This window comes from Azospirillum sp. A29, from assembly GCF_042604625.1.
GTDB lineage: Bacteria > Pseudomonadota > Alphaproteobacteria > Azospirillales > Azospirillaceae > Azospirillum > Azospirillum palustre.
Genome location: NZ_CP170467.1, coordinates 374,307 through 400,507 on the forward strand (window position 1 = coordinate 374,307; position 26,201 = coordinate 400,507).

Consider the following 26,201-nt stretch of genomic DNA (forward strand, 5'->3'; position numbering starts at 1 on the left):
AGAAGACTGGGATGGGATCTTAGGCGGTCGGTGTGAAGCGGTCGATGCGGAAGGGCTCCAGCGGCATCGGCGTCTCGCCCCCGGTGACCAGTTCGGCCAACGTCTGGCCGACGCCGGGGCCGATCTGGAACCCGGCGCCGGAGAAGCCGAAGGCATGGAACAGGCCGGGCGTGGTGCGGCTGGGTCCGATTATCGGGTTGCGGTCGGGCGTATAGCCCTCCACCCCGGTCCAGCAGCGGATGACGTGGGCATGGCGCAGTTGGGGAAACAGCTCCGCCGCGTCGCGCATCAGGGTCAGCACGGCGTCTCGCTGCGGCCGGGCGCGGTCGGCGTCCAGCGCGAAGCCGCGCCCGCCGCCGACCACCATGTTGCCGCGCGGCACCTGCCGGCCATAGACGCCGCCGCCCTCGACCCCGATGTTGACGTCGAGGAAGCGGGGCAGCGGCTCCGTCACCGCCATGTTGGGATGGAGCGGCTCCAGCGGCACCGGCTCGCCGAAGGCTTCCGCCACCCGCCAGGACCAGGCACCGGCGGTGTTCAGCAGGAAGCGGGCACGTACCTCCAGGGCGTCACCGCTGAGCAGAACGAAGCGGTCGCCATCCTTCTCCACCCGGTCGACCGGCGTCTGTTCGCGCACCACCGCGCCCAGCCTGGCCGCCGCACGGGCGAAGGCGGGGGAGACGAGGCGCGGGTTGGCGTGGCCGTCCTCCGGGCAGAGCGATCCGCCGATGGCCCGGTCGCCAAGCGCCGGCCAGCGCCGGCGGAACTCCTCGCCAGTGACGATCTCCAGCCCCAGGCCGAAGCCCTGGGTGCGCTCGCGGTAAGCGATCAGGGACGCAAGATCGGGTTCGCTGCGCGCCAGCTTCAGATGGCCGGAGCGGATGTATTCGGCATCGGTGCCCAACAGTTCCGGCAGCCGGCCCCAGATGGCATGGGCACGCTGCGACAGCGGCAACTGCTCCAGCGGGCGGCCCTGCCGGCGCACACCGCCGAAATTGACTCCGCTCGCCTTGGCGCCGCACCAGTCGCGCTCCAGCAGCGTCACCGACAGGCCGGCCTGCCGCAGGAACAGCGCCGCCGACCCGCCGACGATCCCGCCGCCGACGATGGCGACATCGCACTCGATCCGTTCCCGCATCACGCGACCTCCCGCCGCTCGGCACCGGCGGAGACCGGCAGCGGCTTGATCGGCGGTTGCGCCCGCAGGCGCCCGACCCCGTCGGGGCCGGTGCCGAGCGTACGCGACAGCAGCTCCGCCGTGGTGGCGCTGCACATGCGGCCCTGGCAGCGGCCCATGCCGGCGCGGGTCAGCGCCTTGGCGCGGTTCATCTCGCGGGCCTGTCCGCTGCGGGCGACCTCGCGCACCGCACCGGCGGTGATACCTTCGCAGCGGCAGATCATCGTGTCGTCGGCAATCGCGTCGGCCCAGTCCGCCGGGAAGGGAAAGGCGGCCGACAGGCTGCGGCGGAAGGCGGCGATGCGGGCGAGCCGACCGTCCAATTCCTTGAGCCGCGCGGTATCCACCGGCCGGCCCAGATCCTCCAGCAGGGCCAGCGCCGCGCGCTCCCCCGCCAATTCCGCCGCATCGGCACCGGAGATGCCGCTTCCGTCGCCGGCGAGATAGACGCCGGAAACCGAGCTGCGCCCTGCCCCGTCCCACTCCGGCAGCCAGGCCCGGTCGGCCTCGTCGAAGCGGAAGCGGCAACCGGCGAGGTCGGCCAGTTGCGTCTCCGACCGCAGGCCCAGCCCGAAGGCGACGGCGTCGCAGCTGGTGCGCCGCTCCTGCCCTTTCGCATCGCGCCAGACCAGCGCGTCGACCCGCTCCGTACCGTCCGCTCTCACAGGGCGGACGCCGTTGTGGATCGGCACGCCATGGGCGCGCAGCCAGCCGACGAACAGCAGCCCCTTCGCCAACGTCGCCGGGTCGCGCAGCATGCCGGCGGTGGCACGGGCCTGGGCGGCGAAGGGCGTGGTGTCGAATACCCCCGCCACCTCGACGCCGGCCTTCAGATACTGGTAGGCGACCAGATAGAGCAGCGGCCCGGTGCCGAGGAAGGCCACCCGCCGACCGACGGCGCAGCCCTGGAACTTCAGCGCCACCTGCGACCCGCCGAGCGTGAAGACGCCGGGCAATGTCCAGCCGGGGAAGGGCAGCACGCGGTCGGTGGCGCCTGTCGCCAGGATCAGATGGCTGAAGGGCAAGGTGTCGCTCGCCCCGTCGCTCAGCAGGTCGAGCGCCCCGGCCTCGCAGTTCCACACCAGCGTGCGCGGACGGTAGTCGACCCGGTCGCGGATCGCCGCCATGGCGCGGTGGACCGCGTCGGCCTTGCCGGCCTCGAACCCGTAAAGCGCGCTTTTCGGCCGGGTAAAACCGCCATCGGGAGGCTGGCGGTAGATTTGACCGCCCCAGCGCGCCGCCTCGTCCACCACCACCGGACGCAGGCCAGCGGCGACCAGCCGTTCCGCTGCACGGATGCCGGCAGGACCTGCACCGACGATGACGGGAGGGAGAACCTCGCTCACGAATTCCACTCCCCGCCGCTCACAAGGCGCATGCCGTCGGCGATGAAGGTGCCGCAGGCACGCAGCCGCTCGCCTTCCTCCGTCCGCACCCAGCAATCCTGGCAGGCGCCCATCATGCAGAAGCCGGCGCGCGGGGTGTCGGCGAATTCCGTCCGGCGCAGCCGGTCGCCGTTGGTGAGCATGGCCGTCAGGATGGTGTCGCCCTCGAGCGCCTCCACCGGACGCCCGTCGAGGGTGAAGCGGACCACGCGCCGGCCCTGTTCGGCCACACGCTGCAGCAAAGCCATGATGACTGGTCTCCGAAGAGAGGACGGCCGGAGCAGACGCTCAGTGCTGGCCGACCAGGATGCGGTCCAACCCATAGACACGGTCGAGCAGAAGCACGGCGACCGCGGTGATGCCGATGATCAGCGCCGAAACCGCCGCCATCATCGGATCGATGGATTCTGTGGCGTACATGTACATCCGCACCGGCAGCGTCACCGTGGACGGCGAGGTGATGAAGATGGACATGGTGAGTTCGTCGAAGCTGTTGATGAAGGCGATCAGCCAGCCGCCGGTGACGCCGGGCAGGATCATCGGCAAAGTGACGCGGCGGAACACGGTGGCCTCGCTGGCACCCAGCGAGAAGGCCGCCTGTTCCACGCTGCGGTCGAAGCCGGAGATGGCTGCGATCAGCAGGCGCATCACATAGGGCGTGACGATCACCATGTGCGCCGCCACCAGCCAGCCGAAGCTACCCGCGGCGCCGACGACGGCGAACAGCCGCAGCATGGCGACGCCCAGCACCAGATGCGGGATGATCAGCGGCGACAGGAACAGCGCATTGAGGAAGCCGCGGCCGGGAAATTCATATCGCGTGATGGCGAGCGAAGCGGGAACCGCCAGCGCCACCGCCAGCGTCGCCGACAGCACGGCGAGCCAAAGGCTGTTCCAGAAGGACTGGACGAAGTCCGGATGATGGAACACCGCCTCGAACCAGCGCAGCGAAAAGCCCCTGGTCGGCAGCGACAGCGTGTTTTCCGGTGTGAAGGCGACGAGGCAGACGATCACCAGCGGCGCCAGCATGAAGATGACGACCAATGCGTGGAAGAACAGGGCGACGGGTCCGTTGCGGGTCATGGCGTCTTCACCCCAGCCGGCGGCGGTAGTGGCCTTCCACCATGCGGTGGTAGGTCAGCATGATGATCAGGTTGGCGGCGAGCAGGATGACGGCGACCGCCGCCCCCATCGGCCAGTTCAGGTCGCTCAGATACTGGTCGTAGACCACGGTCGCGACCATCTTCAGCCGCCGCCCGCCGAGCAGTCCGGGGATGGCGAAGGCGCTGGCGCTGAGGCCGAAGACGATCAGGCTTCCCGACAGGATGCCGGGCAGGATCTGCGGCGCCACCACGCGGACGATGGCCGTGGCGCGCGAGGCGCCGAAGGAGAGTGCTGCCTGCTCCACCGCCGGGTCGAGCTTCTGCAAGGAGGTCCAGACCGGGATGACCATGAAGGGCAGCATGACGTGGACCAGCGCCACGACCACCGTGCCCTCGCTGTAGAGCAGCTTCATCCGGCCGATGCCGAGCGCGATCAGCGCCCCGTTGACCGGCCCTTCCGGCCCCAGCAGCATGCTCCAGCCGAAGGCGCGGACGACGACAGACACCAGCAGGGGCGCCAGGATCACCAGCAGGAAGATCGACCGCCATGGGTTGCTCATTCGGCTGAGGATGTAGGCTTCCGGCACGCCGATCACCACACAGATGGCGGTCGCTAGCGCCGAGATCCGGAAGGTGCGCAGGAAGATTTCCAGATAATATTCGTCGGTCACCACCGCCAGATAATGCTCCAGCGTGAAGCCGCCGGTGCGCCCGGTCGCATAGTCGAACTGGTTGAAGGACAGGAGCGCCGTCAGGAACAGCGGGGTCAGCACCAGCGCCGCGAACAGCAGTGCAGCCGGCCCCGACAGGAACAGCGGAGCGGTGGGAAAGCGCCGTTCCGGCGTCTCCCCGCCCGGTGCGGCCGGGGCGGTGTCGGGAAGGGTGGTGCTCATCCCGTCACCTCAAGGGCCACGTCCGGCGCCTCCGCCATGGCGCCGCGATGGACGCGCACGACCGACGGCGACCATTCCAGCCCGACCGGGGCGCCCTGCTCCGCCGGGGTGGAGCCGTCGTTTGGCGTCACCACCATCAGCGTGCCGAGCGGCCCGTCGATGTGATAGAGCCACTGGCTGCCCAGGAAGAAGCGGTCGGCGACACGGCCGGTCAGCAGCCCGCCCGACGGCGCGGTCAGGTGCAGCTTCTCCGGCCGGATGCACAGGGTCACCGTCTCGCCCACCGACAGGCCGGCGGTTTCCACCGGCACGGCGATGTCCGCCAGCGACACCGTGGCGCCGGCACCGGTCGCGGTGACGACCTTGCCCGGCAGCAGGTTGGTCTTGCCGACGAAGCGGGAGATGAACTCCGTCTCCGGATGCTCGTAGATGCGGTAGGGCTGGTCGATCTGAGTGATGCGCCCGGCCTCCATCACCACGACGCGGTCGCTGATCGAGAAGGCTTCCGCCTGATCGTGAGTGACCATGACCGTGGTGGTGCCGACCTTGCGCTGAATCTCGCGCAGTTCGAACTGCATCGCCTCGCGCAGCTTGGCGTCCAGGTTCGACAGCGGCTCGTCCAGCAGCAGGACCGGCGGGCGGATGACAAGCGCGCGGGCAAGCGCCACGCGCTGCCGCTGGCCGCCCGACAGCTCGCGCGGGTAGCGCTTGGCATAGGGCGAGAGGTGGACCAGCGACAGCGCCTCTTCCACCCGCGGCTTGCGCTCGCCCTTGGGCACACGCTGCATCTCCAGGCCGAAGCTGACATTGTCGAACACGGTCATGTGCGGGAACAGCGCGTAGCTCTGGAACACGATGCCCAGCCCGCGGCTGTTCGCCTTGGCCCGCGTGATGTCGCGTCCGTCCAGCCGGATGGTGCCGGCCGACGGTTCGACGAAACCGGCGATCATCTGAAGGGTCGTGGTCTTGCCGCAGCCCGAAGGCCCAAGCAGGGAAACGAACTCGCCCTTCTCCACCGACAGCGAGACGTCGCCGACCGCGGTCATCGGGCCGTAACGCTTGGTGATGTTTTTCAATTCGAGGAACGACACGGGGGGAATTCTCCCTCTTGCGACAATTGGCCTCGGTCTCCGGGCCTCACCTGTTGCCCGATGGTTCCGCCGCACCCCCGGTCGCGTCAATCCGCTTTTTCCACCAACAGAAAAGATTTTGCAAAAGCTTCCGATATACGGAATAGATGGGGCAGCCAACATCACCGATTTTCAGAACGGAGCCCAACATGAGCGCCGACCTCCGCCGCAGGGCAAAAGGGAGTGCGGGTGTCGAGAGCGCCGGCCCAGAAAATGCCGGCACCGACGAGGCGGGCAGCAAGTCCAGCTTGCAGCGCGGGCTGGCGATCCTGCGCCTGCTGGCGTCCTCCAACGAGGCGGGGGCCCGGCTGACAGACATCTCTCGCGCGCTCGACCTCACCCCGCCGACCGTCCACCGCCTGCTGAAGATCTTGGTCGAAGAGGGGATGGCGGAAGCGGACAAGGCGACCAAGCGCTACCGGCTGGGCATCGACCTGTTCGGGCTGGCGGCGCAAGCCGGCAATCCGAACAACCTGCGCGACATCTGCCGGCCGATCCTGCTGCGCCTGTCGGCGACTCTGCGCGACACCATCTTCCTGCTGGTGCGCAGCGGCTTCGACGCGGTGTGCCTGGACCGCAGCGAAGGCCCCTTCCCCATCCGCTCCTTCACCGGCGACATCGGTGGCCGGGTGACGCTCGGCGTCGGCCAAGGCAGCCTCGCCATCATGGCCTTCCTCCATGCTGAGGAGCGCGAGGAGGTCATCCGCTTCAATCTTCCGCGCATGCAGGGCGTTGGCATCATCGACGAAGTCTATCTGCGCACGGAGATCGCGCGGGTGCGCGATCTCGGCTATGCCAGCCGGTCCACCGGCCTGCTGCCGGGCATGTCGGGCGTGGCGGTTCCAGTGCTGGACCGCGACGGCTATGCCGTGGCGGCGCTCAGCGTCGGCACGATCAGCGAGCGGCTGAACGAGGAACGGCTGCCGGTGGTGGTCGACATCCTGAAACGCGAATCCACCGCGATCAGCCGTCAGCTGAACCCCTTCGACCCCGTCCTGCGCCGTCCCGCCGCGATTCTGGGGGGCGGCCCGGCATGAAGGGCGTGAAGAAGGCCGACCTGCCGGCCAAGACCTGCCCGGTCTGCAACCGCCCTTTCACTTGGCGGAAGAAATGGGAGCGGGTGTGGGACGAGGTGAAATACTGCTCCGACCGCTGCCGCGGCGACGCCCGCAAGGGCAAGGGGAAGCGGGAGGGCGACGTGACGCGATCCTGACCGGATCGTCAGGAAGAATTGCCCTTTATTCAATCACATGCCAGCATTCTGAACAGCCGGAGGTTTCTGCCTGCGAGATGGGCAGCGCTCCCGGCGGATGGCATTTCCGTTGCATTCGAAATTGCGGCCGCACGGGTCCATGGATTTACGGGCACATTCCCGAGTATTCATGAGCTTGGCGGCTCGGCCATACTGCCGCCGGCGACGGCGGCCAACGATACGCGACCAACGATACTCAGCGACGAAGGGGACTCACGATGTCGGTTCGGGGGATGGGGGATCGGGCGATGAACGTCTTTGGGAAGGCGGCCGGGGGCATGACGCGCCGTGCGGTGCTGTGCGGCGTCGCCGCAGTGGCCTTCGCGGCGGTAGCCGGCGGCTCCCTGCCGGCATTCGCACAAGGCAAGGTGAAGGTCGCCGGCATCTACACCGTGCCGATCGAGCAGCAGTGGGTCAGCCGCATCCATGTCGCGCTGAAGGCAGCCGCCGACCGCGGCGACATCGAGTATGTCTGGGCCGAGTCGGTCGCCAACACCGATTATGAGCGCGTGATGCGCCAGTATGCCGAGGCTGGCCAGCAGCTGGTCTTCGGCGAGGTGTTCGGGGTGGAGCGCGCCGCCCGCGCCGTCGCCAAGGACTATCCGAAGACCGCCTTCGTCATGGGCTCCAGCTTCAAGCCGCAGGAGCCGAACTTCTCGGTCTTCGACAACTACATCCAGGAGCCGGCCTATCTCTCCGGCATGGTTGCCGGCGGCATGACCAAGTCGAACGTCATCGGCATGGTCGGCGGCTACCCGATCCCCGAGGTCAACCGCCTGATGAACGCCTTCATGGAAGGCGCCAAGGAGGTCAACCCGCAGGTCAAGTTCTCGGTCAGCTTCATCGGCTCCTGGTTCGATCCGCCGAAGGCCAAGGAAGCCGCCTTCGCCATGATCGACCGCGGCGCCGACGTGATGTACGCCGAGCGCTTCGGCGTGTCCGACGCGGCCAAGGAGCGCAAGGTGCTCGCCATCGGCAACGTCATCGACACCCAGCCGCAGTATCCCGACACCGTCGTCGCCAGCGCGCTCTGGCACATGGAGCCGTCGGTGGAGCGCGCCATCGCCGCGGTGAAGGCCGGCAGCTACAAGGCCGAGGATTACGGCCCTTACAGCATGATGGCGCACAAGGGTTCCAGCCTGGCGCCGCTCGGCACCTTCGAGGCGAAGGTCCCCGACGCCGTCAAGGCGAAGGTGAAGGAACGCGAGCAGCAGATCCGCGACGGCAAGTTCACCGTGAAGGTCAACGACGCCGAGCCGAAGTCGACGATGTGACGCCCGGCGTATCCGCAATGTCATCCCCCGTGATAGGCGGGCCGGAGGTCGTCCTCCGGCTCGCCGGCATCTCCAAGCGGTTCGGCCCGTTGCTCGCCAACGACGGCATCTCGCTGACGCTCCGCGCCGGCGAGGTGCTGGCCCTGCTTGGCGAGAACGGCGCCGGCAAGACCACCCTGATGAACATCCTCTTCGGCCATTACGTCGCCGACGAGGGGACCATCGAGGCGTTCGGCCGTCCGCTGCCGCCGGGATCGCCACGCGCGGCGCTGGAGGCCGGCATCGGCATGGTCCACCAGCATTTCACGCTGGCGGACAATCTGTCGGTGCTGGACAACATCGCCGTCGGCACCGAATCGCTGTGGCGCTGGCGCTCCGACCGGGGCGCCGCCCGCCGCCGTCTGCTCGATCTGTCCCAGCGCTTCGGGCTGGAGGTGCGGCCGGACGCGCTGGTCGGTGACCTGTCGGTCGGCGAACGCCAGCGGGCGGAGATCCTCAAGGCGCTCTACCGCGACGCCCGCATCCTGATCCTGGACGAGCCGACCGCGGTGCTGACGCCGCAGGAATCGGCCGGGCTGTTCGAAACGCTGCGCCGGCTGACCGCCGACGGGCTCGCCGTCGTCTTCATCAGCCACAAGATGAACGAGGTGTTCGCCGCCAGCGACACCGTCGCCGTTCTGCGCGCCGGCAAGCTGGTCGCCACCCACGCCACCGCCTCCACCGACCGGGCGAAGCTGGCCGAGCTGATGGTCGGCCGCAGCGTCAAGCCGCCTGCCCCCGCCCCGCTCTCTCCCGGCGAGCCTGTGCTGGAACTGGCGGGCGTCACGGTGGCGTCCGGCCATGGCCGTTCGCTGCTGGACGGAGTCGATCTGACGGTGCGCCGCCATCAGGTGGTCGGCATCGCCGGCGTGTCCGGCAACGGCCAGACCGCGCTGGCCGAGCTGGTCAGCGGCCTGATCCGTCCTGACTCCGGCCGGCTGTCCTTGAAGGGCAGTGTCGTTGAGCATGGCGACCCCGCGGAAATGGTCCGGCGCGGCGTCGCCCGCATCCCGGAGGACCGGCACAGCGCCGGTCTGGTCGGCGCCATGGCGGTGTGGGAGAACCTGATCGCCGAGCGCTATCACGACTCATCCTTCTCCCGCTTCGGGGTGCTGCGGCGCGGGGCGGCACGGGCCTACGCCCGCGAGGTGATCGAGGAGTTCGACGTCCGCTGCCCCGGTCCCGATGCCCGCACGCAGCTGCTGTCGGGCGGCAACATGCAGAAGCTGATCCTCGGCCGCACGCTGGCCCATGGGCCGGACCTGATCCTGGCGAGCCAGCCGACGCGCGGACTCGACATCGGCGCGGTGTCCTACGTCCACAGCCGGCTGCTCGACGCCCGCGCCGCCGGGGCCGGCGTCCTGCTGATCTCGGAGGATCTGGACGAGATCCTGGCGCTGGCCGATTGCGTCACCGTCGCCTATCACGGCCGCCTCACCCCGCTTCTGCCGCATGACCGGGTGTCGGTCAGCCAGCTCGGCCTGCTGATGGCCGGGCATTGGGACGTCTTGCGCGATATTCTGCCGGAGACTGTAGATGCGGCTTGAACCGCGCACCGATACCCCGCTCGCCCTGCGGCTGCTGGCGCCGGTGGGCGCCGTGGTCGCGGCGCTGGCGCTCTGCGCCCTGCTGGTCGCCTGGACCGGCGCCCCGGTGCTGCGCGCCTATGGCCTGCTGTTCGAGGGCGCCGTCGGCTCGCGCTTCGCCCTGACCGAGACGCTGACCCGCGCCACCCCGCTGATCCTGACCGGGCTGGCCGCCGCCGTCGCCTTCCGCGCCAAGCTGTGGAACATCGGGGCGGAGGGGCAGCTCTACATGGGCGCGCTGGCCGCCGTGGTGGTCGGCGGCGGCATGCTCGACCTGCCGGCCTGGGCGCTGATCCCGCTGGTGATGATCGCCGGCATGGCGGCGGGCGGCGTTACCCTGCTCGGCCCCGCCGTGCTGAAGGTCCGCTTCGGCGTCGATGAGGTGGTGACCACCCTGCTGCTGAACTTCGTCGTGCTGCTGCTGGTGTCGCTGCTGCTGGAAGGAGCCTTGAAGGACCCGATGGGCATGGGATGGCCGCAGTCGGCCCCCGTGATCGAGGCGGCGGAGCTGCCCAAGCTGGTGGCGCGCACCCGCCTGCATGCCGGGCTCGCCATCGCGCTCGGCCTGTCGGTGCTGCTGTGGCTGGTCGACACCCGCACCATCTGGGGCTACGAGAACCGCGCGGTCGGCGCCAACCCGCGCGCCGCCGCCTTCGCCGGCATGCCGGTGACGCGGGTGATGCTGCGCACCGCCTTGCTGTCGGGCGGGCTCGCTGGGCTGGCCGGTGCGGCGGAGGTCTGCGGGCTGAAAGGCTACCTGACACTCGACCTGTCGCCGGGCTTCGGCTACAGCGGCATCGTCGTCGCCATGCTGGCGCAGCTGCACCCCATCGGCGTGGTCGGGGCAGCGCTGTTCATCGCCGGCATCTTCGTCGGCGCCGACGCCATGAGCCGGGCCATGCCGGTTCCCAACTACATCGCCGATGTCCTGGTCGCCACTAGCCTGCTCTGCATGCTGGTCGCCGGGCTGCTGGCGCGCTACCGGCTGCGGCGGGGGTAAGTGGTTATGGATTTCCTGTCGACCATCCTCGACATCCTGCTGTCGGCCGCCTTCTGGACCGCGGTTCTGCGCATCGCCACCCCCTATGTGCTGGGCACGCTGGGCGAGCTGGTGTGCGAGCGGGCCGGCGTGCTGAATCTCGGCATCGAAGGCATCATGACGCTGGGCGCCATGGCCGGCTGGATGGCGGTCTATCAGGGGGCCGATCTGTGGACCGGCGTGCTGGCCGCCGCTGCCTGCGGCGCGCTGCTCGGCCTGCTGCATGCGGCGCTGACCGTGCCGCTCGGCCTGTCGCAGCATGTGACCGGCATCGGCGTGACCCTGCTGGGCACCAGCCTGTCCTATTTCGTCTATCGCCTCGTTCTGCCGCAGGCCAGCACCCCGCCGACCGTCGAGCCGTTCCAGCCGCTGGCCCTGCCGGGCGCCCTGGCCCAGACGCCGCTGACCTACCTCGCCTTCCTGCTGGTCGCGGTCGTCGCCTATGTCCTCTACCGCACGCCGGTCGGGCTGGCGGTGCGGATGGTCGGCGAGAATCCGGCCGCCGCCGAGGCGCAGGGGCTGAACGTCACCGCCATCCGCATCGGCGCCGTGGTGGCGGGCAGCGCGCTCATGGCGCTGGCCGGCGCCTTCCTCACCCTGTCGGCCTTCAACGCCTTCTTCTTCAACATGGTCAACGGGCGCGGCTGGATCTGCATCGCACTGGTGGTCTTCGCCTCCTGGCGGCCGGGCAAGGCCCTGCTCGGCGCCCTGCTGTTCGCGGTGTTCGACGCGCTGCAACTGCGGTTGCAGCAGGCGAGCGGCGGCGTCCTGCCCTACCAGCTGTTCCTGATGATGCCTTATCTGCTGAGCATCCTGGCGCTGGTGCTGGTGGCCCGCCGGGCCTCCTACCCGCGCGCCCTGATGATCCCGTACCGCAAAGGAGAACGCTGATGTTCGACCTGATCCTGCGCCGCGCCACCCTGCCGGATGGCCGCAGCGGCATCGACATCGGCATCAAGGACGGCAGAATCGCCGCGGTCGAGGCCAATCTGGCCGGCGAGGCCGCCTCCGAGATCGACGCCAGCGGCCGGTTGGTCAGCCCGCCCTTCGTCGATGCCCATTTCCACATGGACAGCACGCTCAGCTACGGCCTGCCGCGGGTGAACCAGAGCGGCACCCTGCTGGAGGGCATCGCGCTGTGGGGCGAGCTGAAGCCGCAGCTGACCCAGGACGCGATCGTCGAGCGGGCGCTCGCCTACTGCGACTGGGCGGTCGGGCGCGGGCTGCTGGCGATCCGCAGCCATGTCGACATCTGCGATCCGCGCCTGCTGGCCACCGAGGCGCTGCTGGACGTCAAGAAGCGCGTCGCCCCCTATCTCAATTTGCAGCTGGTCGCCTTCCCGCAGGACGGCGTCCTGCGCTCGGCCGGAGCCAAGGAGTTGTTTATCCGGGCGCTGGACATGGGCGTCGACGTGGTCGGCGGCATCCCGCATTTCGAGCGGACCATGGCCGATGGCGCCGCTTCCGTCCGGCTGCTCTGCGAGATCGCGGCGGAGCGCGGACTGCTGGTCGACATGCATTGCGACGAGAGCGACGACCCGCTGTCCCGCCATGTCGAGACGCTGGCCTATGAGACGCAGCGGCTGGGCCTGCACGGCCGGGTGACGGGGTCACACCTGACCTCCATGCACTCGATGGACAATTACTACGTCTCTAAGCTGATCCCGCTGATGGCGGAGGCGCGGCTGGGAGTCATCGCCAATCCGCTGATCAACATCGTCCTCCAGGGTCGCCACGACACCTACCCCAAGCGCCGCGGCATGACCCGCGTGCCGGAGCTGATGGCCGCCGGGCTGACGGTCGCCTTCGGCCATGACTGCGTGATGGATCCCTGGTATCCGCTGGGCTCCGGCGACATGCTGGAGGTGGCACAGATGGGCCTGCATGTCGGCCAGATGACCGGCCAGGACGGCATCAAGGCCGCCTTCGACGCGGTGACGGTCAACCCGGCCAGGCTGCTGCATCTGGACGGCTACGGGCTGGAGCCCGGCTGCAACGCCGATCTGGTGGTGCTCCAGGCCGGCAACGCGGTGGAAGCGATCCGCACCCGCGCCGCCCGCCTGTTCGTGCTGCGCCGCGGCCGGATCGTCAGCCGCTGCGAACCGGTGCAAGCGAAGCTCGACCTGCCGGGCCGGCCGGAGACGGTCGATTTTCTGCTGAAGCGGGGGTGAGGCAAACATGAAAAGCCCGCCGGAACAGCCGTTCCGGCGGGCTTTTCATGGTCGGGAAGCCGTTACGCCTTCAGAAAGTCCCGCAGCGCGTCGGCCACCGCACGCATTTCCTGCTCGGTGCCGATGGTCACGCGCAGGCAGCTCGGCAGGCCGTAGGACGGCATCTGGCGGACCAGGATGCCGCGGGCCTTCAGGAACTGGCGGGCGGCCTCGGCGTCGTCCTTGCCGGCGGGCTGTCCCTTGAAATCGACCAGCACGAAATTGGTCACGCTGGGGTGAACCGTCAGGCCCAGCTCCCGCACGGTGGCGGAGAACCACTCGCGCCACTGTTCATTGTGGCGGCGGGAGCGGTCGAGGAACTCGGCATCCTCCACCGCGGCGACGCCGGCGACATGGGCGGCATTCGACACGTTGAAGGGACCGCGCACCCGGTTCAGCACGTCGACGATCCCGGCCGGACCGTAGCACCAGCCGATGCGCAGCGAGCCCAGCGCGAAGATCTTCGAGAAGGTGCGGGTCATCACCACGTTGGGGAACCGCTCCACCAGCTCCTCGCCGGCGGTGTAGTCGTCCTTGTTCATGTATTCGGCATAGGCCGCGTCGATGACCAGGATGACGTCCGGCGGCAGGCCGGCATGGAGCCGCGCCACCTCCGACGCCGGCAGATAGGTGCCGGTCGGGTTGTTGGGGTTGGCGAGGAAGACCAGACGGGTGCGCGGGGTGACGCGGGCCAGCAGGTTGTCGACGCTGGCGGTCAGCCCGTCCTCGGGCGCCGTCACCGGGGTGGCGCCGACCGACTTGGCGCCGATCGGGTACATCAGGAAGCCGTACTGCGAATACAGAACCTCGTCGCCCGGTCCGGCATAGGAGCGGATCAGCAGGCTGATGATCTCGTCCGACCCGGCGCCGCAGACGATGCGGTCGGCATCCAGGTTGAAGCGCTTGGCGATGGCGCCGCGCAGAGCCGCAGAGCCGCCGTCCGGATAGCGGTGCAGGGTCGATGCCGCCGCCGCATAGGCCTCCATCGCCTTCGGGCTCGGCCCCAGCGCCCCTTCGTTGGAGGCGAGGCGGATATGACCCTGATGCTCGCCGCCGACATAGGCGGCGATGTCGAGGATCCCCGGACGCGGCTGCGGGCCGTTCGGCTGGGACATGGTCTGCTTACCTTCCGACGATGGTGGATGGGCGGTTCATGGATGGGGTGGAACAGGATGGAACAGTGCCGACGGCACTGTTCCATCGTTTCACGGAGGGCCGGCAGGATAAGGCAGGAGCCGCCCCGGCGGCTCGCCTCATTCGCGCACATCAGCCCAGAGCGAGCGGCACGGCATAACCGCCGACGACGTTGACCCGCACCGGGATGTCGCCCGAGCGTTCCAGCAGCTTGGCGAGGCGCGGGTCGCCCTGGCCGACGAAGTCGGCGATCTCGACCAGATGGACCGACGGACCGCCACCGCTCATCCCGGTGGCGTGGCCGGCCGGATGCCAGGTGCAGAAACCGACCGGCGGCAGGCCGCAGGCCTCCAGCGAATCCTTCAGACGGCCGCGGCTGAGGTCGCCGCCGATCTCGATGCTCAGCAGGGTGCGGTCGTCGCCGGTCGGCTCGTGCGGGACGGCGGCGATGGCGAGCGCGTCGCGGTTCTCGCCGCGGGCATTGCCGCGCCCACCGAAGGGCAGACGCGCCACCACCTGCGGCCGGCCGGCGTCGGCCGACACCAGGAAGCGCCACCAGGGATCCGAATCGTCCTCGGCCGGATAGGGCACCACGGCGACGGTGGCCGTCCCCTCCGACACGGCACGCAGGGCGGCGGCGGGGGTGTTGACGGCGGTCATCGGCACGAAGCCGCCGAAATGGTCGCGGGCGACGTCCCAGAACCCGCGGCGGTCCTCCGGCGCATAGACGGCGACGGCGAAGGGGCCCTGCATGCGGGTGAAGGCGGTGATCATCTCCCGCCAGATGCGGACGACGACCTGGGCGGGGAAGGTGCCGGCATGGCGGGCCATCAGGCGCCGAAGGATCGTCGCCTCGCGCGCCGGGCGGAGGAAGACGGGCTGGGCGCCGGTTTCAGCCGCGCCATTGCCCTTGGCCGCCCCGATGCGTTCCACCACGGCGGCGCGGCGCATCAGCAGGTCGTGGATCGCGTCGTCGATCTGGTCGATTTCGCGGCGCAAATCGTCGAGCGGGGTCCGGGCGGAAGCCATGGGTCAAAAAACCATCGAATGCAGAGCCGGTTAGTAGTAGTCCGCATGCGCCCTGAAATCAAAGAAAACATTGACACTCCGAAGGCCGGCTTCGTAGCTATACGTTCCCGTTCCGCCACAGCTCGTCGGCGGTCTCCGCCAAGGTGCCGCAAGGCTTCCGAAGCAGGAAAATCCCGAGGGCCAAACCGCTAGCCCACAACCGTTCGCCCAGAACAGCGTCCAAGGCAAGAAACGACATGTCCGCGCCTCCCACCGCGCAGCAGCCTCCCCTGGTCCCCGCCACGGTCGCCGACGGCTCCGCAATGCCGGGCAAGCGCGTGCGTCTGGCGGTCGACCGGCCGATGCGGCTGGACAGCGGGGTGGAGATCAGCGGCTTCCAGATCGCCTACCAGACCTACGGGACCCTGAACGCCGACAAGTCCAACGCGATCTTCATCTGCCACGCCCTGACCGGCGACCATTTCGTGGTGGAGAGGCACCCGGTCACCGGCAAGCCCGGCTGGTGGGAGATGCTGGTCGGCCCCGGCAAGCCGGTGGACACCGACCGCTATTTCGTCATCTGCTCCAACGTGCTGGGCGGCTGCCTGGGCAGCACCGGGCCGAAGGACATCGATCCCGCCACCGGCCAGCCCTATGGCCTGTCCTTCCCGGTGGTGACCATCGGCGACATGGTGCGGGCGCAGAAGCTGCTGGTCGAGCATCTCGGCATCGAGAAGCTGTTCTGCGTCATCGGCGGCTCGATGGGCGGCATGCAGGTGCTGCAATGGGCGGTCGCCTATCCCGAATCGGTGTTCGCCGCGGTGCCCATCGCCACCGCCGCCCGCCATTCGGCGCAGAACATCGCCTTCCACGAGGTCGGGCGCCAGGCGATCATGGCCGACCCGGAATGGCGTGGCGGCAACTATCTGCTGGAAGGCACTAGGCCGGAGGCCGGTCTGGCCGTCGCCCGCATGGCGGCCCACATCACCTACCTGTCGGAAACGGCCCTGCACCGCAAGTTCGGACGCAATTTGCAGGACCGCAAGGCGATCACCTACGGCTTCGACGCCGATTTCCAGGTGGAAAGCTACCTGCGCTACCAGGGGGCGGCCTTCGTCGAGCGCTTCGACGCCAACTCATACCTCTACATCACGCGGGCGATGGATTACTTCGACCTCGCCGCCGATGCCGGGGGCACGCTGGCCAACGCCTTCCGGCCGGGGGGCAAGACCACGCCGGTGCGCTTCTGCCTCGCCAGCTTCTCCAGCGACTGGCTGTTCCCGACCTCGGAATCGCGGGCCATCGTGCATGCGCTGAACGCCGTCGCCGGGAATGTCAGTTTCGTCGAGATCGAGACCGACAAGGGCCACGACGCCTTCCTGCTGGACGAGCCGGAGTTCCATCAGGTCATCCACGGCTTCCTGGAGGGCTGCGCCGAGCATCGCGGCCTGTCCGTCCGCCGCCGCGCGCGCTGAGTGGGATTAGGACTGGGACTGGACGACCGACCATGGTGGACATTCGCGACGACCTGAAGCTGATCGCCGAGATGGTGGAGCCGAACAGCCGTGTGCTGGACGTCGGCTGCGGCGACGGCGCCCTGCTCGATTACCTGTCCCACACCAAGAATGTCGACGGGCGCGGCATCGAACTCAGCATGGACGGCGTGCGCCAGTGCGTGGCACACGGCCTGTCGGTGATCCAGGGCGATGCCGAGACCGACCTGAAGGACTATCCGGCGGAAGCCTTCGATTACGTCATCCTGGGCCAGACGCTTCAGGCGATGAAGCAGCCGCGCGACGTGCTGGAGATGCTGTGCCGCATCGGCCGGCGCGCCATCGTGTCGGTGCCGAATTTCGGCTATTGGCGCGTCCGCATGCAGCTGATGCTGACCGGCCGCATGCCGGTGACGGAAAAGCTGGGCTACCAGTGGTGGGAAACGCCCAACATCCATTTCTGCACGCTGCGCGACTTCGTCGTGCTGACGGAGGAGATGGGCATCACCATCGAGCAGACGCGGATCATCGACCGCGCCGGCCGGGTGACCAGCCACGCCCATTCCGGCTTCGCCAACCTGCTGGGCGAACAGGGCGTTTTCCTGCTGCGACGGAACGGCAACTGAGGTTTTCGGGTTAGGAGCAGGAACTTCCCGCCTCCAGTTTTGTTCATGATACGTTCCCTTTCGAGAGGTACGGATCATGACGACCAAGCACAGCGCCGACACACACACTGCCAACCATGCCGGCCACGAGAATCCGAAGACCGGCGAAGACCATTCCAACCGCGATAAGAATCCCGACGATTGGACCACCGGCGACGAGCCGATGACCGGCGCCCAGGCCTCGTACCTGAAGACGCTGAGCGAAGAGGCCGGCGAATCCTTCGATGACGGTCTGACCAAGGCGGAAGCGTCCAAGCGCATCGACGCGCTTCAGGACAAGACCGGGCGCGGGAAGTAAGTCAGGCGGCAACCTGCGGGCATGTTCCGCTGTTAACCAGGGCGATACCGAATCCGAACGGAAGGGTCGCCCTCATGCTCCGCCCCCTCATGCTTGTTCCGGCCGCGGCGCTGCTGCTGACCGGCACCGCCTTTGCCCAGACCGCGCCGGGCCTCACCGCTTCGCCGCCGCTGATGACCGCGCCGCGGCCGGACGACCAGCCGGCAACCGGGCAGATCGCCTCCCCGCCGGGGGTCAGCGGCGAAGCGCCGTCGCATGAGGTGCAGAATCCCGCCCCACCGGTGACGGGGCCGGCGACGGGCGCGCAGGGCTCGTCGCCGCCGGTGGCGGCATTGCCTTCCGCAGCGCTCAATCCCGAGCAGGCGCGGGCGATGGTAGGGACGGAGCTACGCACCCGCGACGGGCAGATGGCCGGCCGCATCCTCGATTTCACCATGGACCGGAGCGGCGACCGGGTCGACCGCATCGTGATGGCGCCGAACGAGGTGCTGGGTCTGGGCGAGAAGCTGGTGGCGCTGCCGGCCGGTACGCTCGCCAACGGTCCCGACGGGCCGATGCTGGACATCGGCCAGGCCGACCTCGACAAGGCGCCGACCTTCGCCTATGGCAGTGAGCCGACGCTGACCCGGCCGGAAAGCCAGCAGCCCGCCAACCAGTAAGCCGTCAGGCGGCCGGGCGGCGGCGGAAGATGCCGGTCAGGCAGGCGACGAGGCACAGCCCGGCGCCCAGCCACAGCACCACGACGCTGCCGTCCGCCTTGCCGATGGCGGTGAAGACCAGTCCCACCGTGGCGGCGCCCAGCGTCTGGCCGAGCAGACGGCCGGTCGCCTGGATGCCGCTGGCGCCGCCGCTGCGCTCCTTCGGCGCGCTGCTGACCAGCACCTTGTTGTTCGGGGTCTGGAACAGGCCGAAGCCGAAGCCGGCCAGCGCCATCCGCCAGACCACGTCCAGCGTCGACGGGTCGGCCGGCAGCAGCGCCATCAGGGCGAGCCCGGCGGCGAAGGCCAGCAGGCCCGCAGCCGCCAGCCGCGTCGGCTCGTAGCGGTCGGCCAGCCGGCCGGAGATCGGAGCGACCAGCGCCACCACCAGCGGCCATGGCGTCATCAGCAGGCCGGATTCGGTCAGCGACCGGTTCAGCACGTCTTCGAAGAAGAAGGGCATTGCGACGAAAACGATGTTCTGCGCAGCGAAAGAGCAGACCGAGGTCACCACCGTCAGGGCGAAGACCGGGCGGCGCAGCAGATCCACCGGCAGCAGGGGGGCTGCCTGCGCCAGCTCGCGCCGCACCAGCGTCGCGCCGAGCGCCAGGGCCGCCGCCAGTTCCAGCGCGACCAGCCAATAGGGTTGGCTGCCGTCCACCCCCTTGAAACCGATGATCAGCAGGCCGAGGGTGGCGGCATTCAGCGCGGCGCTCAGCCAGTCGAAGCGGTGTCCGGCCGGGTTCGACGCCGGCATCGCCCGCGCCGCCACTGCCAGAGCCGCCAGCCCCAGCGGCACGTTGACGGCGAACAGCCAGGGCCAGGAGGCCACCGACAGGATCAGCGCCGCGAGGCTGGGCCCCGCCGCGGAGGACACCGCGACGATCATCGCGTTGTAGCCGACGCCGCGGCCGAGATGGGTGGACGGGTAGATATGGCGGACCAGCGCCAGATTGACGCTCATGATCCCGGCGCCGCCGATGCCCTGCACCACACGGGCAGCGGTCAGCACCGGCAGGTTCGGCGACAGCGCGCAGGCCAGCGACGCCACGGTGAAGAGCGCGAGCCCGAACCAGTAGACCTTGCGGTAACCGATGATGTCGCCCAGCGACGCGAACGGGAACAGCGAGACGGTGACCGCCAGCTGATAGGCGTTGACCACCCAGATCGCGCTGGCGGCATCGACCGCGAACTCGCGCTGGATGGTGGGCAGGGCGATGTTGGCGACCACACCGTCCAGCACCGCCATGATCAGCGCGACGGTCATCGCCGCCATCGCCCAATAGCGCTGCGGGATCGGCAGTCCGTCAGACGCCGTCACGGGCGGCTTGCGGGTTGCGGATTGGGCGGGGGCGAGAGGCTGGATGGGGAGATCTGGCATGGTGGGGATCAGCATAGAGTCCGATCCACTCTGCGCGGTCGCAGCAATTTCGCATGAAAGCATTGCGGACGCCGGGCGCAGGGCTGGGTCCAGGTCCGGCCGGAACCCCTCCCCCGCCCTTCTGTTGGAAGAAAACGCGAGCCAACAAAAGGAGCGCCACCATGACCAAGCACATCCCGCCCGTCCCGCCCGAAGGTCGCAGCGACAAGGGCCCCGGCGAACCGGCGACCAGCGCCTCGCCCGACGACGGCGTCAGCAACCGCGGTGCCCCCAACACCAAGGAACAGGACCAGCAGGGCAACAGCCGGCAGAACACCACCCACCAGGGCTACCAGCAGGATCGGTGAGGCATGAGCAAGCGCAACGAGGCAACCGACCGCCACCATGGCGGTCCCGGCAGCAGCCAGCAGAACGCCGACAAGCCGGCGGCCAATCCGGAAAAGCATCCGCATCCGGGTGAACCCACCAACGGCCGCCAGTCCGGCAGTTCCAGCGGCGGCGGCGAACGCGACCTCCACCACACGCACGATCCGAAGACGAAGCGGTAGGAAGTGATGTGAAAGCCCTCTCCCGGGGCGGGAGAGGGCGCTTACCTTACGACGCCAGATCCTTCAGGATCGGGCAGTCCGGCCGCTCGTCGCCGTGGCAGGCATCGGCAAGCTCGTGCAGCGTGTCTCGCATCGCCTGCAGTTCGGCGATCTTCGCCTCCAGCTCGTCGATGTGCTGGAGCGCGATCCGCTTGACCTCCGAACTGCAGCGCGAGCGGTCCTGCCACAGCCCGACCAGCTTCTGAATGCGCTCGATCCCGAACCCCAGCGTCCGCGCCCGCTTGACGAAACGCAGCACGTTCACGTCGCGGTCGCTGTAGACGCGATAGCCCGACGCCGTCCGCCCGGCCTCCGGGATCAGGCCGATGGATTCGTAATAGCGGATCAGCTTGGCGTTGACGCCCGACGCCTTGGCGGCATCGCCGATGGTCATGCCGTCTCTCATTGCAAATCCCCATTCTTCGGCGGCGTCCAGCCGCGCAGGGTCAGGGCGTTCACCACCACGCTGACCGAACTCAGCGCCATCGCCGCTCCCGCCAATACCGGGCTGAGGTTGCCCGACGCCGCCAGCGGGATGCCGACCACATTGTAGGCGAAGGCCCAGAACAGCCCCTGGCGGATCTTCGCATAGGTCCGGCGCGACACGTCGATGGCGCCGGCGACCAGACGCGGGTCGCCACGCATCAGGGTGACGCCGGCGCTGTGCATCGCCACGTCGGTGCCGGTCGCCATGGCGATGCCGACATCGGCGGCGGCCAGCGCCGGGGCGTCGTTGATGCCGTCCCCGACCATGCCGACGACTTTCCCCTCCCCCTTCAGGGTCGCGACCACGGCGGCCTTGTCGCCCGGCAGCACCTCGGCGAACACCCGTTCGATGCCGAGCGCCGCGGCAACGGAGCGGGCGGCCCCCTGGCCGTCACCGGTCACCATCACCGGCTCCACCCCCTGTGCCTTCAGCGAGGCGATGGCGGTGACCGCACTCTCCTTCACCGTGTCGCCGAAGGCGACGAGGCCGAGCAGGCGCGGCGCCTCGCCGACCTCGATCAGCCAGGACAGGGTGCGTCCGCTCGCCGACAGATCCTCCGCCTGCGCGGCGAGAGCACCCGGTTGCAAGCCGGCCTCCGCCACCGCGCGGGCATTGCCGAGTTGCAGGCGCCGTCCCGCCACGCTGCCGGTGACGCCGCGGCCGGCCAGTGCGCGGAAATCGGCGACCGGCTCCGCCGCGATGCCGGCGGCAGCGGCGCGGTCGCGCAGCGCATGGGCGAGCGGATGCTCGCTGCCGGCCTGGAGGGCGGTGGCAAGGCGCAGCAAAGTTTCGCCGTCGGTGCCGTCTGCCGGGATCAGGTCGGTGACGCGCGGCTTGCCTTCGGTCAGCGTGCCGGTCTTGTCGAAGGCGACGGCGGTCAGGGCATGGGCGCGCTCCAGCGCCTCGGCGTCCTTGATGAGAATGCCATGGCGGGCGGCGACGCCGGTGCCGACCATGATCGCGGTCGGCGTCGCCAGACCGAGCGCGCAGGGGCAGGCGATGACCAGCACCGAGACGGCGGTGACGATGGCGGTCTCCAGATCGCCGCCGACGATCCACCAGCCGGCGAGCGTCAGCGCCGCCACCGCCAGAACCGCCGGGACGAACACGGCGCTGACCCGGTCGACCAGCCGCTGGATCGGCGCCTTCGACGCCTGGGCGCCCTCCACCATGCGGACGATCTGCGCCAGCATGGTCTCGGTGCCGACCGCCGTCGTTTCCACCACCAGCAGGCCGTCGCCGTTGATCGAGCCGCCGGTGACGCGCGCACCCGGCTCCTTGTCGACCGGCAGGCTCTCGCCGGTCAGCATCGATTCGTCGACGCCGCCGGAACCCTCGACCACCCGGCCGTCGACCGGCACCCGCTCGCCGGGGCGGACCACCACATGGTCGCCGACACGGACGCGCTCCACCGGCACCTCGGTCGCGACGCCGTCGCGACGCAGACGGGCGGTCGCCGGACGCAAATCCATCAATGCGCGGATCGCCGCCGCGGTCTGGCCCTTGGCCCGCGCCTCCAGCCATTTGCCGAACAGCACGAAGGTGATCAGCACCGACGAGGCTTCGAAATACAGGTGCGGTTCGTGGCCCGCATGCGCGGTCAGCATCAGGTAGAGGCTGAGCCCCCAGGCCGCCGAGGTGCCAAGCGCCACCAGCAGATCCATGTTGCCGGCCCCCGCCCGCAGCGCGTTCCAGCCGGCGCGGTAGAAGCGGGCGCCGAGCCAGAACTGCACGACGCTGGCAAGCACCAGCTGGACCGGACCGGGCAGCATCCAGTCCGCCCCGAACAGGTCGCCGGCCATGCCGGCCAGCAGCGGCAGCGACAGCGCCGCGGCGATCAGCACATGGTGCAGCTCGCGCCGGCTGCGGTCGGCCCGCAGCTCCTCTTCCGCCTGCTCGCCGCCTTGCGCGACCGGGGCGGCGCCATAGCCGACCTTCTCCACCGCGGCGACCAGATCGGCGATGTCGAGGCTGCCGGCGAAGGCGACGACATGGGCGCGCTCGGTCGCCAGATTGACCGACGCCGAGTCGACGCCGGGCAACCGGTTCAGCGCCTTTTCCACCCGGCCGGAGCAGGACGCGCAGGTCATGCCGGTCACCGACAGGTCGAACTCCCGCCGTTCGGCATGGAATCCGGCGGCCTCGACGGCTTGAGCCGCGGCCTTGGCGTCGGGCGGACCGGCGAAGCTCAGCCGCGCCCGCTCCGTCGCCAGATTGACCGAGACCGCGGTGACGCCCGGCACCCGGCCCAGCGCCTTCTCCACCCGGCGGACGCAGGAGGCGCAGGTCATGCCCGACACGCCGAGGTCGAGATCGGCGGTCGTCGCAGGGCTGCTGTCGTGCTGGGTCATGGTCATGCCGGTTCTCCTTCGATTCCGCTCGGCATGACGGGATATGGGGCTTCCAGCGATTGGAAGGTCAAGGGGCGGATCGCCGCAGATCGGCAAGGTCCCGAACAAAAAGCTCCTGAACAAACCGCCAGAGAGGGCGTTCGTCTCCTGACCACCGCGCAACTTGCCCGAAGGGATCAGCCCCTTGACCCGCCTGACCATCGCCGAGGCGCAGAGCCGCGTTTCCCACATGCTGACCCATGACGTAGTCGAGGATCTGCGGGCCGTCGAGTATGAGACGCCGCCGCTGGCCGATGCCCCGTCCGCCACGCCGTTGAGCGAACTGCGGCGGGCGGAGGTCACGTTCAGCCATGCCCCCGGCTCGCCCGATTGCCTGTATCGCATCGGTGCCTTCGGCGATTCGCTGCTGATGCGGCTTCAGCTGAATGTCCGGCGCTTCGTCGCGCTCTATCAGGTGCCGGTGAAGGACCCGATCGACAGCAACACCATCGCCCCCCATTTCGAACGTTGGGCCATCGGCGCCGGCCATGCCGGCTGGACCATCGGCTGGCGCGACGGCGTCGATCCGTGGAGGCAGGACATCCGGGTGGTGGAGACCTATTGCTACGCCATGCTGCCGGAAGACTTCCTCGACGAACCGCTGACCCAACTCTACTGGCGCACCGACCTGTTGCAGATGACCCGCGCCTTCATGCTGGAGGCGCGGCGGATGGGCATCCGGCTGTCGGCGCCCGACACGGTGTAGCGGAGGTTTCGCTTGGCGCGGCGGGGGCGGCTGTGCTCAATCGGTGGGCAAACACCCTTCGCAGAGCCCGACCAAGAGCCCGTCCATGCCGCCGCTTCCCATCCCGATGCCGACCGACCTCTCCGCCCTGCTGACGGTGATGGATTTCATCGGCGTGTTCGTCTTCGGCCTCAGCGGCGGCACGCTGGCGGTGCGCAAGCGGCTGGACCTGTTCGGGGTGATGGTGCTGTCGCTGGCCGCCGCGCTGGCGGGCGGCGTGATGCGCGACCTGCTGATCGGCGCGCTGCCTCCGGCCAGCCTGCGCGACGACCGCTATCTGATGGTCGCACTGGCCGCCGGGCTGGCCGCCTTCCTGTTCCATGGCCCGATCAACCGGCTGGGCAAGCCGGTGATGGTGCTGGACGCCGCCGGCCTCGGGCTGTTCACCGTCGCCGGCTGCGGCAAGGCGCTGGCCTTCGGGTTGAGCCCGCTGCCGGCCGCGCTCCTGGGGGTGATGACCGCCTGCGGCGGCGGGGCGATGCGCGACCTGCTCGTGGCGGAGGTGCCGCGGGTGCTGCGCGAGGAGATCTACGCCATGGCGTCGCTGCTGGGAGCCGCGGTGGTGATTGCCGGCAACCGCCTGGACCTGCCGCCGGTGCCGGTCGCGGTGGTCGGCGCGCTCGCCGTGTTCGCGCTGCGCGTGGTCAGCGTGCTGCGCAACTGGAGCGCACCGCGGGCGCCGGGGAGTTGAGGTAGGCCCTCTCCCGCCCCGGGAGAGGGAGGGGACCCGCGCCGAAGGCGTGGGGAGGGTGAGGGGCGATCCGAACATGGATTCCGATTCTTGGAACACCCCTCGCCCTTCCCATGCTCCGCATGGGCCGCTTCCCTCTCCCGGGACGGGAGAGGGAGCGTCAGGGACGCTTCACATCAAGCCCGCTTGCCCCAGCCCGGCATCGGGAAGACCGGGTCGGCTTCGGCCGAGGCCTTCGGCAGCACCACGGTCGGGCGCAGCTTGTGGTTCTGGATGCAGGCGGAGATCAGGTTGGTGTTCTGGCCCTTGTCGTCGAAGGTGATCGCCGGGCCGACCATCAGCTTGTCCGACAGGTTGGTCTGGCGCAGGGCCGCCAGCATCGCCGACGCTTCCGCCGTGCCGGCGCGCTTGAAGGCGTCGGCGGCGATCAGGATCGCCTCGAAGGTGAAGGCGACGTTGAAGGCATAGCCCTCGAACCGGTCGTTCGGGAACTGCTTCTTGAAGGCCGCCTCGACCCGCTTGGTCATCGCCGCCTTGGGGTCGTACCAGGGCAGGTTGGTGATGGCGTAGTCGGCGTACTTGCCCAGCACCTTGTAGAACTGCTCGTCATAGAGACCGGGCGAACCGGGGGAGACGATGCCCTTGGGCTCCCAGCGCTGCTTCACCATCTCGCGCACCATCATGATGGCGTCGTTGGCGCGGGTGGTGACGATGGCAAGCTCGGCCCCGGTGCCCTTGGCCTTCGCCACCTCGACCGCCAGATCCTGCGCCTTGGGATCGTAGGAGATCGATTCCACGATCTGGAACGGCATGTCCAGCTTGGGGAACAGCGCGTCGATGGCAGCCTTGTTCGCCATGCCGAAGGTGTCGTTGGCGTGCAGGAACACGGCCGTCTTCGGGGTGGTGCCGGTGGCGGCGAACAGGTCCTTCATCAGCGACATCCCGTTCGACACCAGCATGGTGGAGGTCGGGAAGTTGCGGAAGACGGTCTTGTAGCCCTGCTCGGTCAACTTGTCGGCGGCGGCGATGTTCATCACCAGCGGCACGCCGCGCTGTTCGCAGACCTGGGCGGCGGCGGCGGTCTGGCCGCTGTCGAAGGCGCCGACGATGACGTGGGCGCCGTCGTTGATCAGCTTTTCCGTGCGCGAACGGGCGACGTCGGCGTTCGATTCGGTGTCGGCCGACAACACCTCGACCTTGTAGCCGAGTTCGGACAGCACCGCCGGGGCGATGTCGGCGCCGCGCTGGCAGGCCTGGCCGGCCTGGGCCAGCAGGCCGGAACGCGGTAGCAGCACGCCGACCTTCAGCGTGGTGTCCTGCGCGAAGACCGGCGCACGGCCGAAGCCGGCCAGCACGCCACCGGCAATGGCGGCCTGCCCCAGCGTGCGGCGGTTAAGGGCGAGTCCTCCGGTGGAACGGTTCTTATGGTCGTTGGTCATGATGCTGCGGGGGCCTTTTTTGGCTGGACGCACTGCGGATCGGATCCGCTCTGATCGACCGAAGAGTTCACCGCGTCCCCCCTCCGTGTCAAAGTGG

Annotated in this window: 27 protein-coding genes; 15 read left to right on the plus strand and 12 right to left on the minus strand. The window is 69.1% G+C overall.

Going from position 1 to position 26,201, the window contains the following annotated elements:
* Positions 1–19: 19 nt before the first annotated feature.
* The 6 genes from ABNQ38_RS29750 to ABNQ38_RS29775 are packed head-to-tail and all read right to left on the minus strand — an operon-like array spanning position 20 to position 5,649.
* The gene (locus ABNQ38_RS29750; protein ID WP_377810916.1) at positions 20–1,138 is read right to left on the minus strand and encodes an NAD(P)/FAD-dependent oxidoreductase; all 1,119 of its coding nucleotides are present in this window, start codon (positions 1,136–1,138) and stop codon (positions 20–22) included.
* Positions 1,138–2,523, minus strand: coding sequence for an FAD-dependent oxidoreductase (locus ABNQ38_RS29755; RefSeq protein ID WP_377810917.1), 1,386 nt, complete (start codon positions 2,521–2,523; stop codon positions 1,138–1,140). The genes ABNQ38_RS29750 and ABNQ38_RS29755 overlap by 1 nt, the downstream gene beginning before the upstream one ends.
* Positions 2,520–2,810, minus strand: a complete 291-nt coding sequence (locus tag ABNQ38_RS29760; protein ID WP_377810918.1) for a (2Fe-2S)-binding protein — start codon at positions 2,808–2,810, stop codon at positions 2,520–2,522. The genes ABNQ38_RS29755 and ABNQ38_RS29760 overlap by 4 nt, the downstream gene beginning before the upstream one ends.
* Positions 2,811–2,850: 40 nt before the next feature.
* On the minus strand, positions 2,851–3,645 hold the full coding sequence (locus tag ABNQ38_RS29765; RefSeq protein WP_109050149.1) for an ABC transporter permease: 795 nt from the start codon (positions 3,643–3,645) through the stop codon (positions 2,851–2,853).
* Between the two features lie 7 nt (positions 3,646–3,652).
* Positions 3,653–4,558, minus strand: coding sequence for an ABC transporter permease (locus ABNQ38_RS29770; protein ID WP_377810919.1), 906 nt, complete (start codon positions 4,556–4,558; stop codon positions 3,653–3,655).
* Complete coding sequence (locus tag ABNQ38_RS29775; protein WP_377810920.1) at positions 4,555–5,649, minus strand: ABC transporter ATP-binding protein; 1,095 nt, start codon at positions 5,647–5,649, stop codon at positions 4,555–4,557. Before ABNQ38_RS29775 ends, ABNQ38_RS29770 begins: the two co-directional genes overlap by 4 nt.
* A gap of 188 nt (positions 5,650–5,837) precedes the next feature.
* On the opposite strand from ABNQ38_RS29775, the gene ABNQ38_RS29780 reads away from it, so the two are divergent.
* The 7 genes from ABNQ38_RS29780 to ABNQ38_RS29810 all read left to right on the plus strand — a co-directional run bounded on the left by ABNQ38_RS29780 (position 5,838) and on the right by ABNQ38_RS29810 (position 13,049).
* The gene (locus ABNQ38_RS29780) at positions 5,838–6,725 is read left to right on the plus strand and encodes an IclR family transcriptional regulator (RefSeq protein ID WP_377810921.1); all 888 of its coding nucleotides are present in this window, start codon (positions 5,838–5,840) and stop codon (positions 6,723–6,725) included.
* On the plus strand, positions 6,722–6,901 hold the full coding sequence (locus ABNQ38_RS29785) for a DUF2256 domain-containing protein (protein WP_377810922.1): 180 nt from the start codon (positions 6,722–6,724) through the stop codon (positions 6,899–6,901). Before ABNQ38_RS29780 ends, ABNQ38_RS29785 begins: the two co-directional genes overlap by 4 nt.
* 287 nt (positions 6,902–7,188) lie before the next feature.
* The gene (locus ABNQ38_RS29790) at positions 7,189–8,214 is read left to right on the plus strand and encodes a BMP family protein (RefSeq protein ID WP_377810923.1); all 1,026 of its coding nucleotides are present in this window, start codon (positions 7,189–7,191) and stop codon (positions 8,212–8,214) included.
* A 17-nt stretch (positions 8,215–8,231) separates the two neighbouring features.
* Positions 8,232–9,800, plus strand: coding sequence for an ABC transporter ATP-binding protein (locus ABNQ38_RS29795; RefSeq protein WP_377810924.1), 1,569 nt, complete (start codon positions 8,232–8,234; stop codon positions 9,798–9,800).
* Positions 9,790–10,839 carry an ABC transporter permease gene (locus tag ABNQ38_RS29800; RefSeq protein WP_377810925.1) on the plus strand — a complete coding sequence of 350 codons (1,050 nt, stop codon included), beginning with the start codon at positions 9,790–9,792 and terminating at the stop codon, positions 10,837–10,839. Before ABNQ38_RS29795 ends, ABNQ38_RS29800 begins: the two co-directional genes overlap by 11 nt.
* A 6-nt stretch (positions 10,840–10,845) precedes the next feature.
* Positions 10,846–11,769: an ABC transporter permease gene (locus ABNQ38_RS29805; protein WP_109449759.1), complete on the plus strand. Its 924-nt coding sequence runs from the start codon at positions 10,846–10,848 to the stop codon at positions 11,767–11,769.
* The gene (locus tag ABNQ38_RS29810) at positions 11,769–13,049 is read left to right on the plus strand and encodes an amidohydrolase family protein (protein ID WP_377810926.1); all 1,281 of its coding nucleotides are present in this window, start codon (positions 11,769–11,771) and stop codon (positions 13,047–13,049) included. The genes ABNQ38_RS29805 and ABNQ38_RS29810 overlap by 1 nt, the downstream gene beginning before the upstream one ends.
* A 62-nt stretch (positions 13,050–13,111) precedes the next feature.
* Here ABNQ38_RS29810 and hisC read toward each other — a convergent pair whose 3' ends face one another.
* The gene (gene hisC / locus ABNQ38_RS29815; RefSeq protein ID WP_377810927.1) at positions 13,112–14,203 is read right to left on the minus strand and encodes a histidinol-phosphate transaminase; all 1,092 of its coding nucleotides are present in this window, start codon (positions 14,201–14,203) and stop codon (positions 13,112–13,114) included.
* A gap of 151 nt (positions 14,204–14,354) precedes the next feature.
* Positions 14,355–15,251: a chorismate mutase gene (gene pheA, locus ABNQ38_RS29820; protein WP_098737531.1), complete on the minus strand. Its 897-nt coding sequence runs from the start codon at positions 15,249–15,251 to the stop codon at positions 14,355–14,357.
* A 236-nt stretch (positions 15,252–15,487) separates the two neighbouring features.
* Between pheA and ABNQ38_RS29825 the strand changes: the two genes are divergently transcribed.
* The 4 genes from ABNQ38_RS29825 (at position 15,488) to ABNQ38_RS29840 (ending at position 18,345) form a co-directional block, all read left to right on the plus strand.
* Entirely contained in the window at positions 15,488–16,705 is a 1,218-nt protein-coding gene (locus ABNQ38_RS29825) for a homoserine O-acetyltransferase (RefSeq protein WP_377810928.1), read from the plus strand.
* Between the two features lie 32 nt (positions 16,706–16,737).
* Positions 16,738–17,349, plus strand: a complete 612-nt coding sequence (gene metW / locus ABNQ38_RS29830; protein ID WP_377810929.1) for a methionine biosynthesis protein MetW — start codon at positions 16,738–16,740, stop codon at positions 17,347–17,349.
* Between the two features lie 76 nt (positions 17,350–17,425).
* Entirely contained in the window at positions 17,426–17,686 is a 261-nt protein-coding gene (locus ABNQ38_RS29835) for a DUF3072 domain-containing protein (RefSeq protein WP_377810930.1), read from the plus strand.
* Between the two features lie 74 nt (positions 17,687–17,760).
* Positions 17,761–18,345 (plus strand): PRC-barrel domain containing protein, encoded by a 585-nt coding sequence (locus ABNQ38_RS29840; protein WP_377810931.1) that lies wholly within the window; start codon positions 17,761–17,763, stop codon positions 18,343–18,345.
* A 4-nt stretch (positions 18,346–18,349) separates the two neighbouring features.
* Here the strand turns inward: ABNQ38_RS29840 and ABNQ38_RS29845 are convergent, their stop codons facing one another.
* Positions 18,350–19,765 (minus strand): MFS transporter, encoded by a 1,416-nt coding sequence (locus ABNQ38_RS29845; protein ID WP_377810932.1) that lies wholly within the window; start codon positions 19,763–19,765, stop codon positions 18,350–18,352.
* 161 nt (positions 19,766–19,926) lie between these two features.
* Here ABNQ38_RS29845 and ABNQ38_RS29850 point away from each other — a divergent pair, with 161 nt between their 5' ends.
* On the plus strand, positions 19,927–20,112 hold the full coding sequence (locus tag ABNQ38_RS29850) for a hypothetical protein (protein WP_376960933.1): 186 nt from the start codon (positions 19,927–19,929) through the stop codon (positions 20,110–20,112).
* Positions 20,113–20,115: 3 nt separating this feature from the next.
* Positions 20,116–20,313, plus strand: a complete 198-nt coding sequence (locus ABNQ38_RS29855) for a hypothetical protein (RefSeq protein ID WP_174471771.1) — start codon at positions 20,116–20,118, stop codon at positions 20,311–20,313.
* Between the two features lie 46 nt (positions 20,314–20,359).
* On the opposite strand, the gene cueR is transcribed toward ABNQ38_RS29855, so the two are convergent.
* Both cueR and ABNQ38_RS29865 read right to left on the minus strand, forming a co-directional pair.
* Entirely contained in the window at positions 20,360–20,746 is a 387-nt protein-coding gene (gene cueR, locus ABNQ38_RS29860; protein WP_109050134.1) for a Cu(I)-responsive transcriptional regulator, read from the minus strand.
* A gap of 8 nt (positions 20,747–20,754) precedes the next feature.
* Positions 20,755–23,196, minus strand: coding sequence for a heavy metal translocating P-type ATPase (locus ABNQ38_RS29865; RefSeq protein WP_377810933.1), 2,442 nt, complete (start codon positions 23,194–23,196; stop codon positions 20,755–20,757).
* Between the two features lie 178 nt (positions 23,197–23,374).
* On the opposite strand from ABNQ38_RS29865, the gene ABNQ38_RS29870 reads away from it, so the two are divergent.
* A complete protein-coding gene (locus ABNQ38_RS29870; RefSeq protein WP_377810934.1) occupies positions 23,375–23,935 on the plus strand; it encodes a hypothetical protein in 561 nt (186 codons plus the stop codon).
* Positions 23,936–24,020: 85 nt separating this feature from the next.
* The gene (locus ABNQ38_RS29875) at positions 24,021–24,665 is read left to right on the plus strand and encodes a trimeric intracellular cation channel family protein (RefSeq protein ID WP_377810935.1); all 645 of its coding nucleotides are present in this window, start codon (positions 24,021–24,023) and stop codon (positions 24,663–24,665) included.
* A gap of 176 nt (positions 24,666–24,841) precedes the next feature.
* Here the strand turns inward: ABNQ38_RS29875 and ABNQ38_RS29880 are convergent, their stop codons facing one another.
* Positions 24,842–26,104: an ABC transporter substrate-binding protein gene (locus ABNQ38_RS29880; protein WP_377810936.1), complete on the minus strand. Its 1,263-nt coding sequence runs from the start codon at positions 26,102–26,104 to the stop codon at positions 24,842–24,844.
* Between the last annotated feature and the right edge of the window lie 97 nt (positions 26,105–26,201).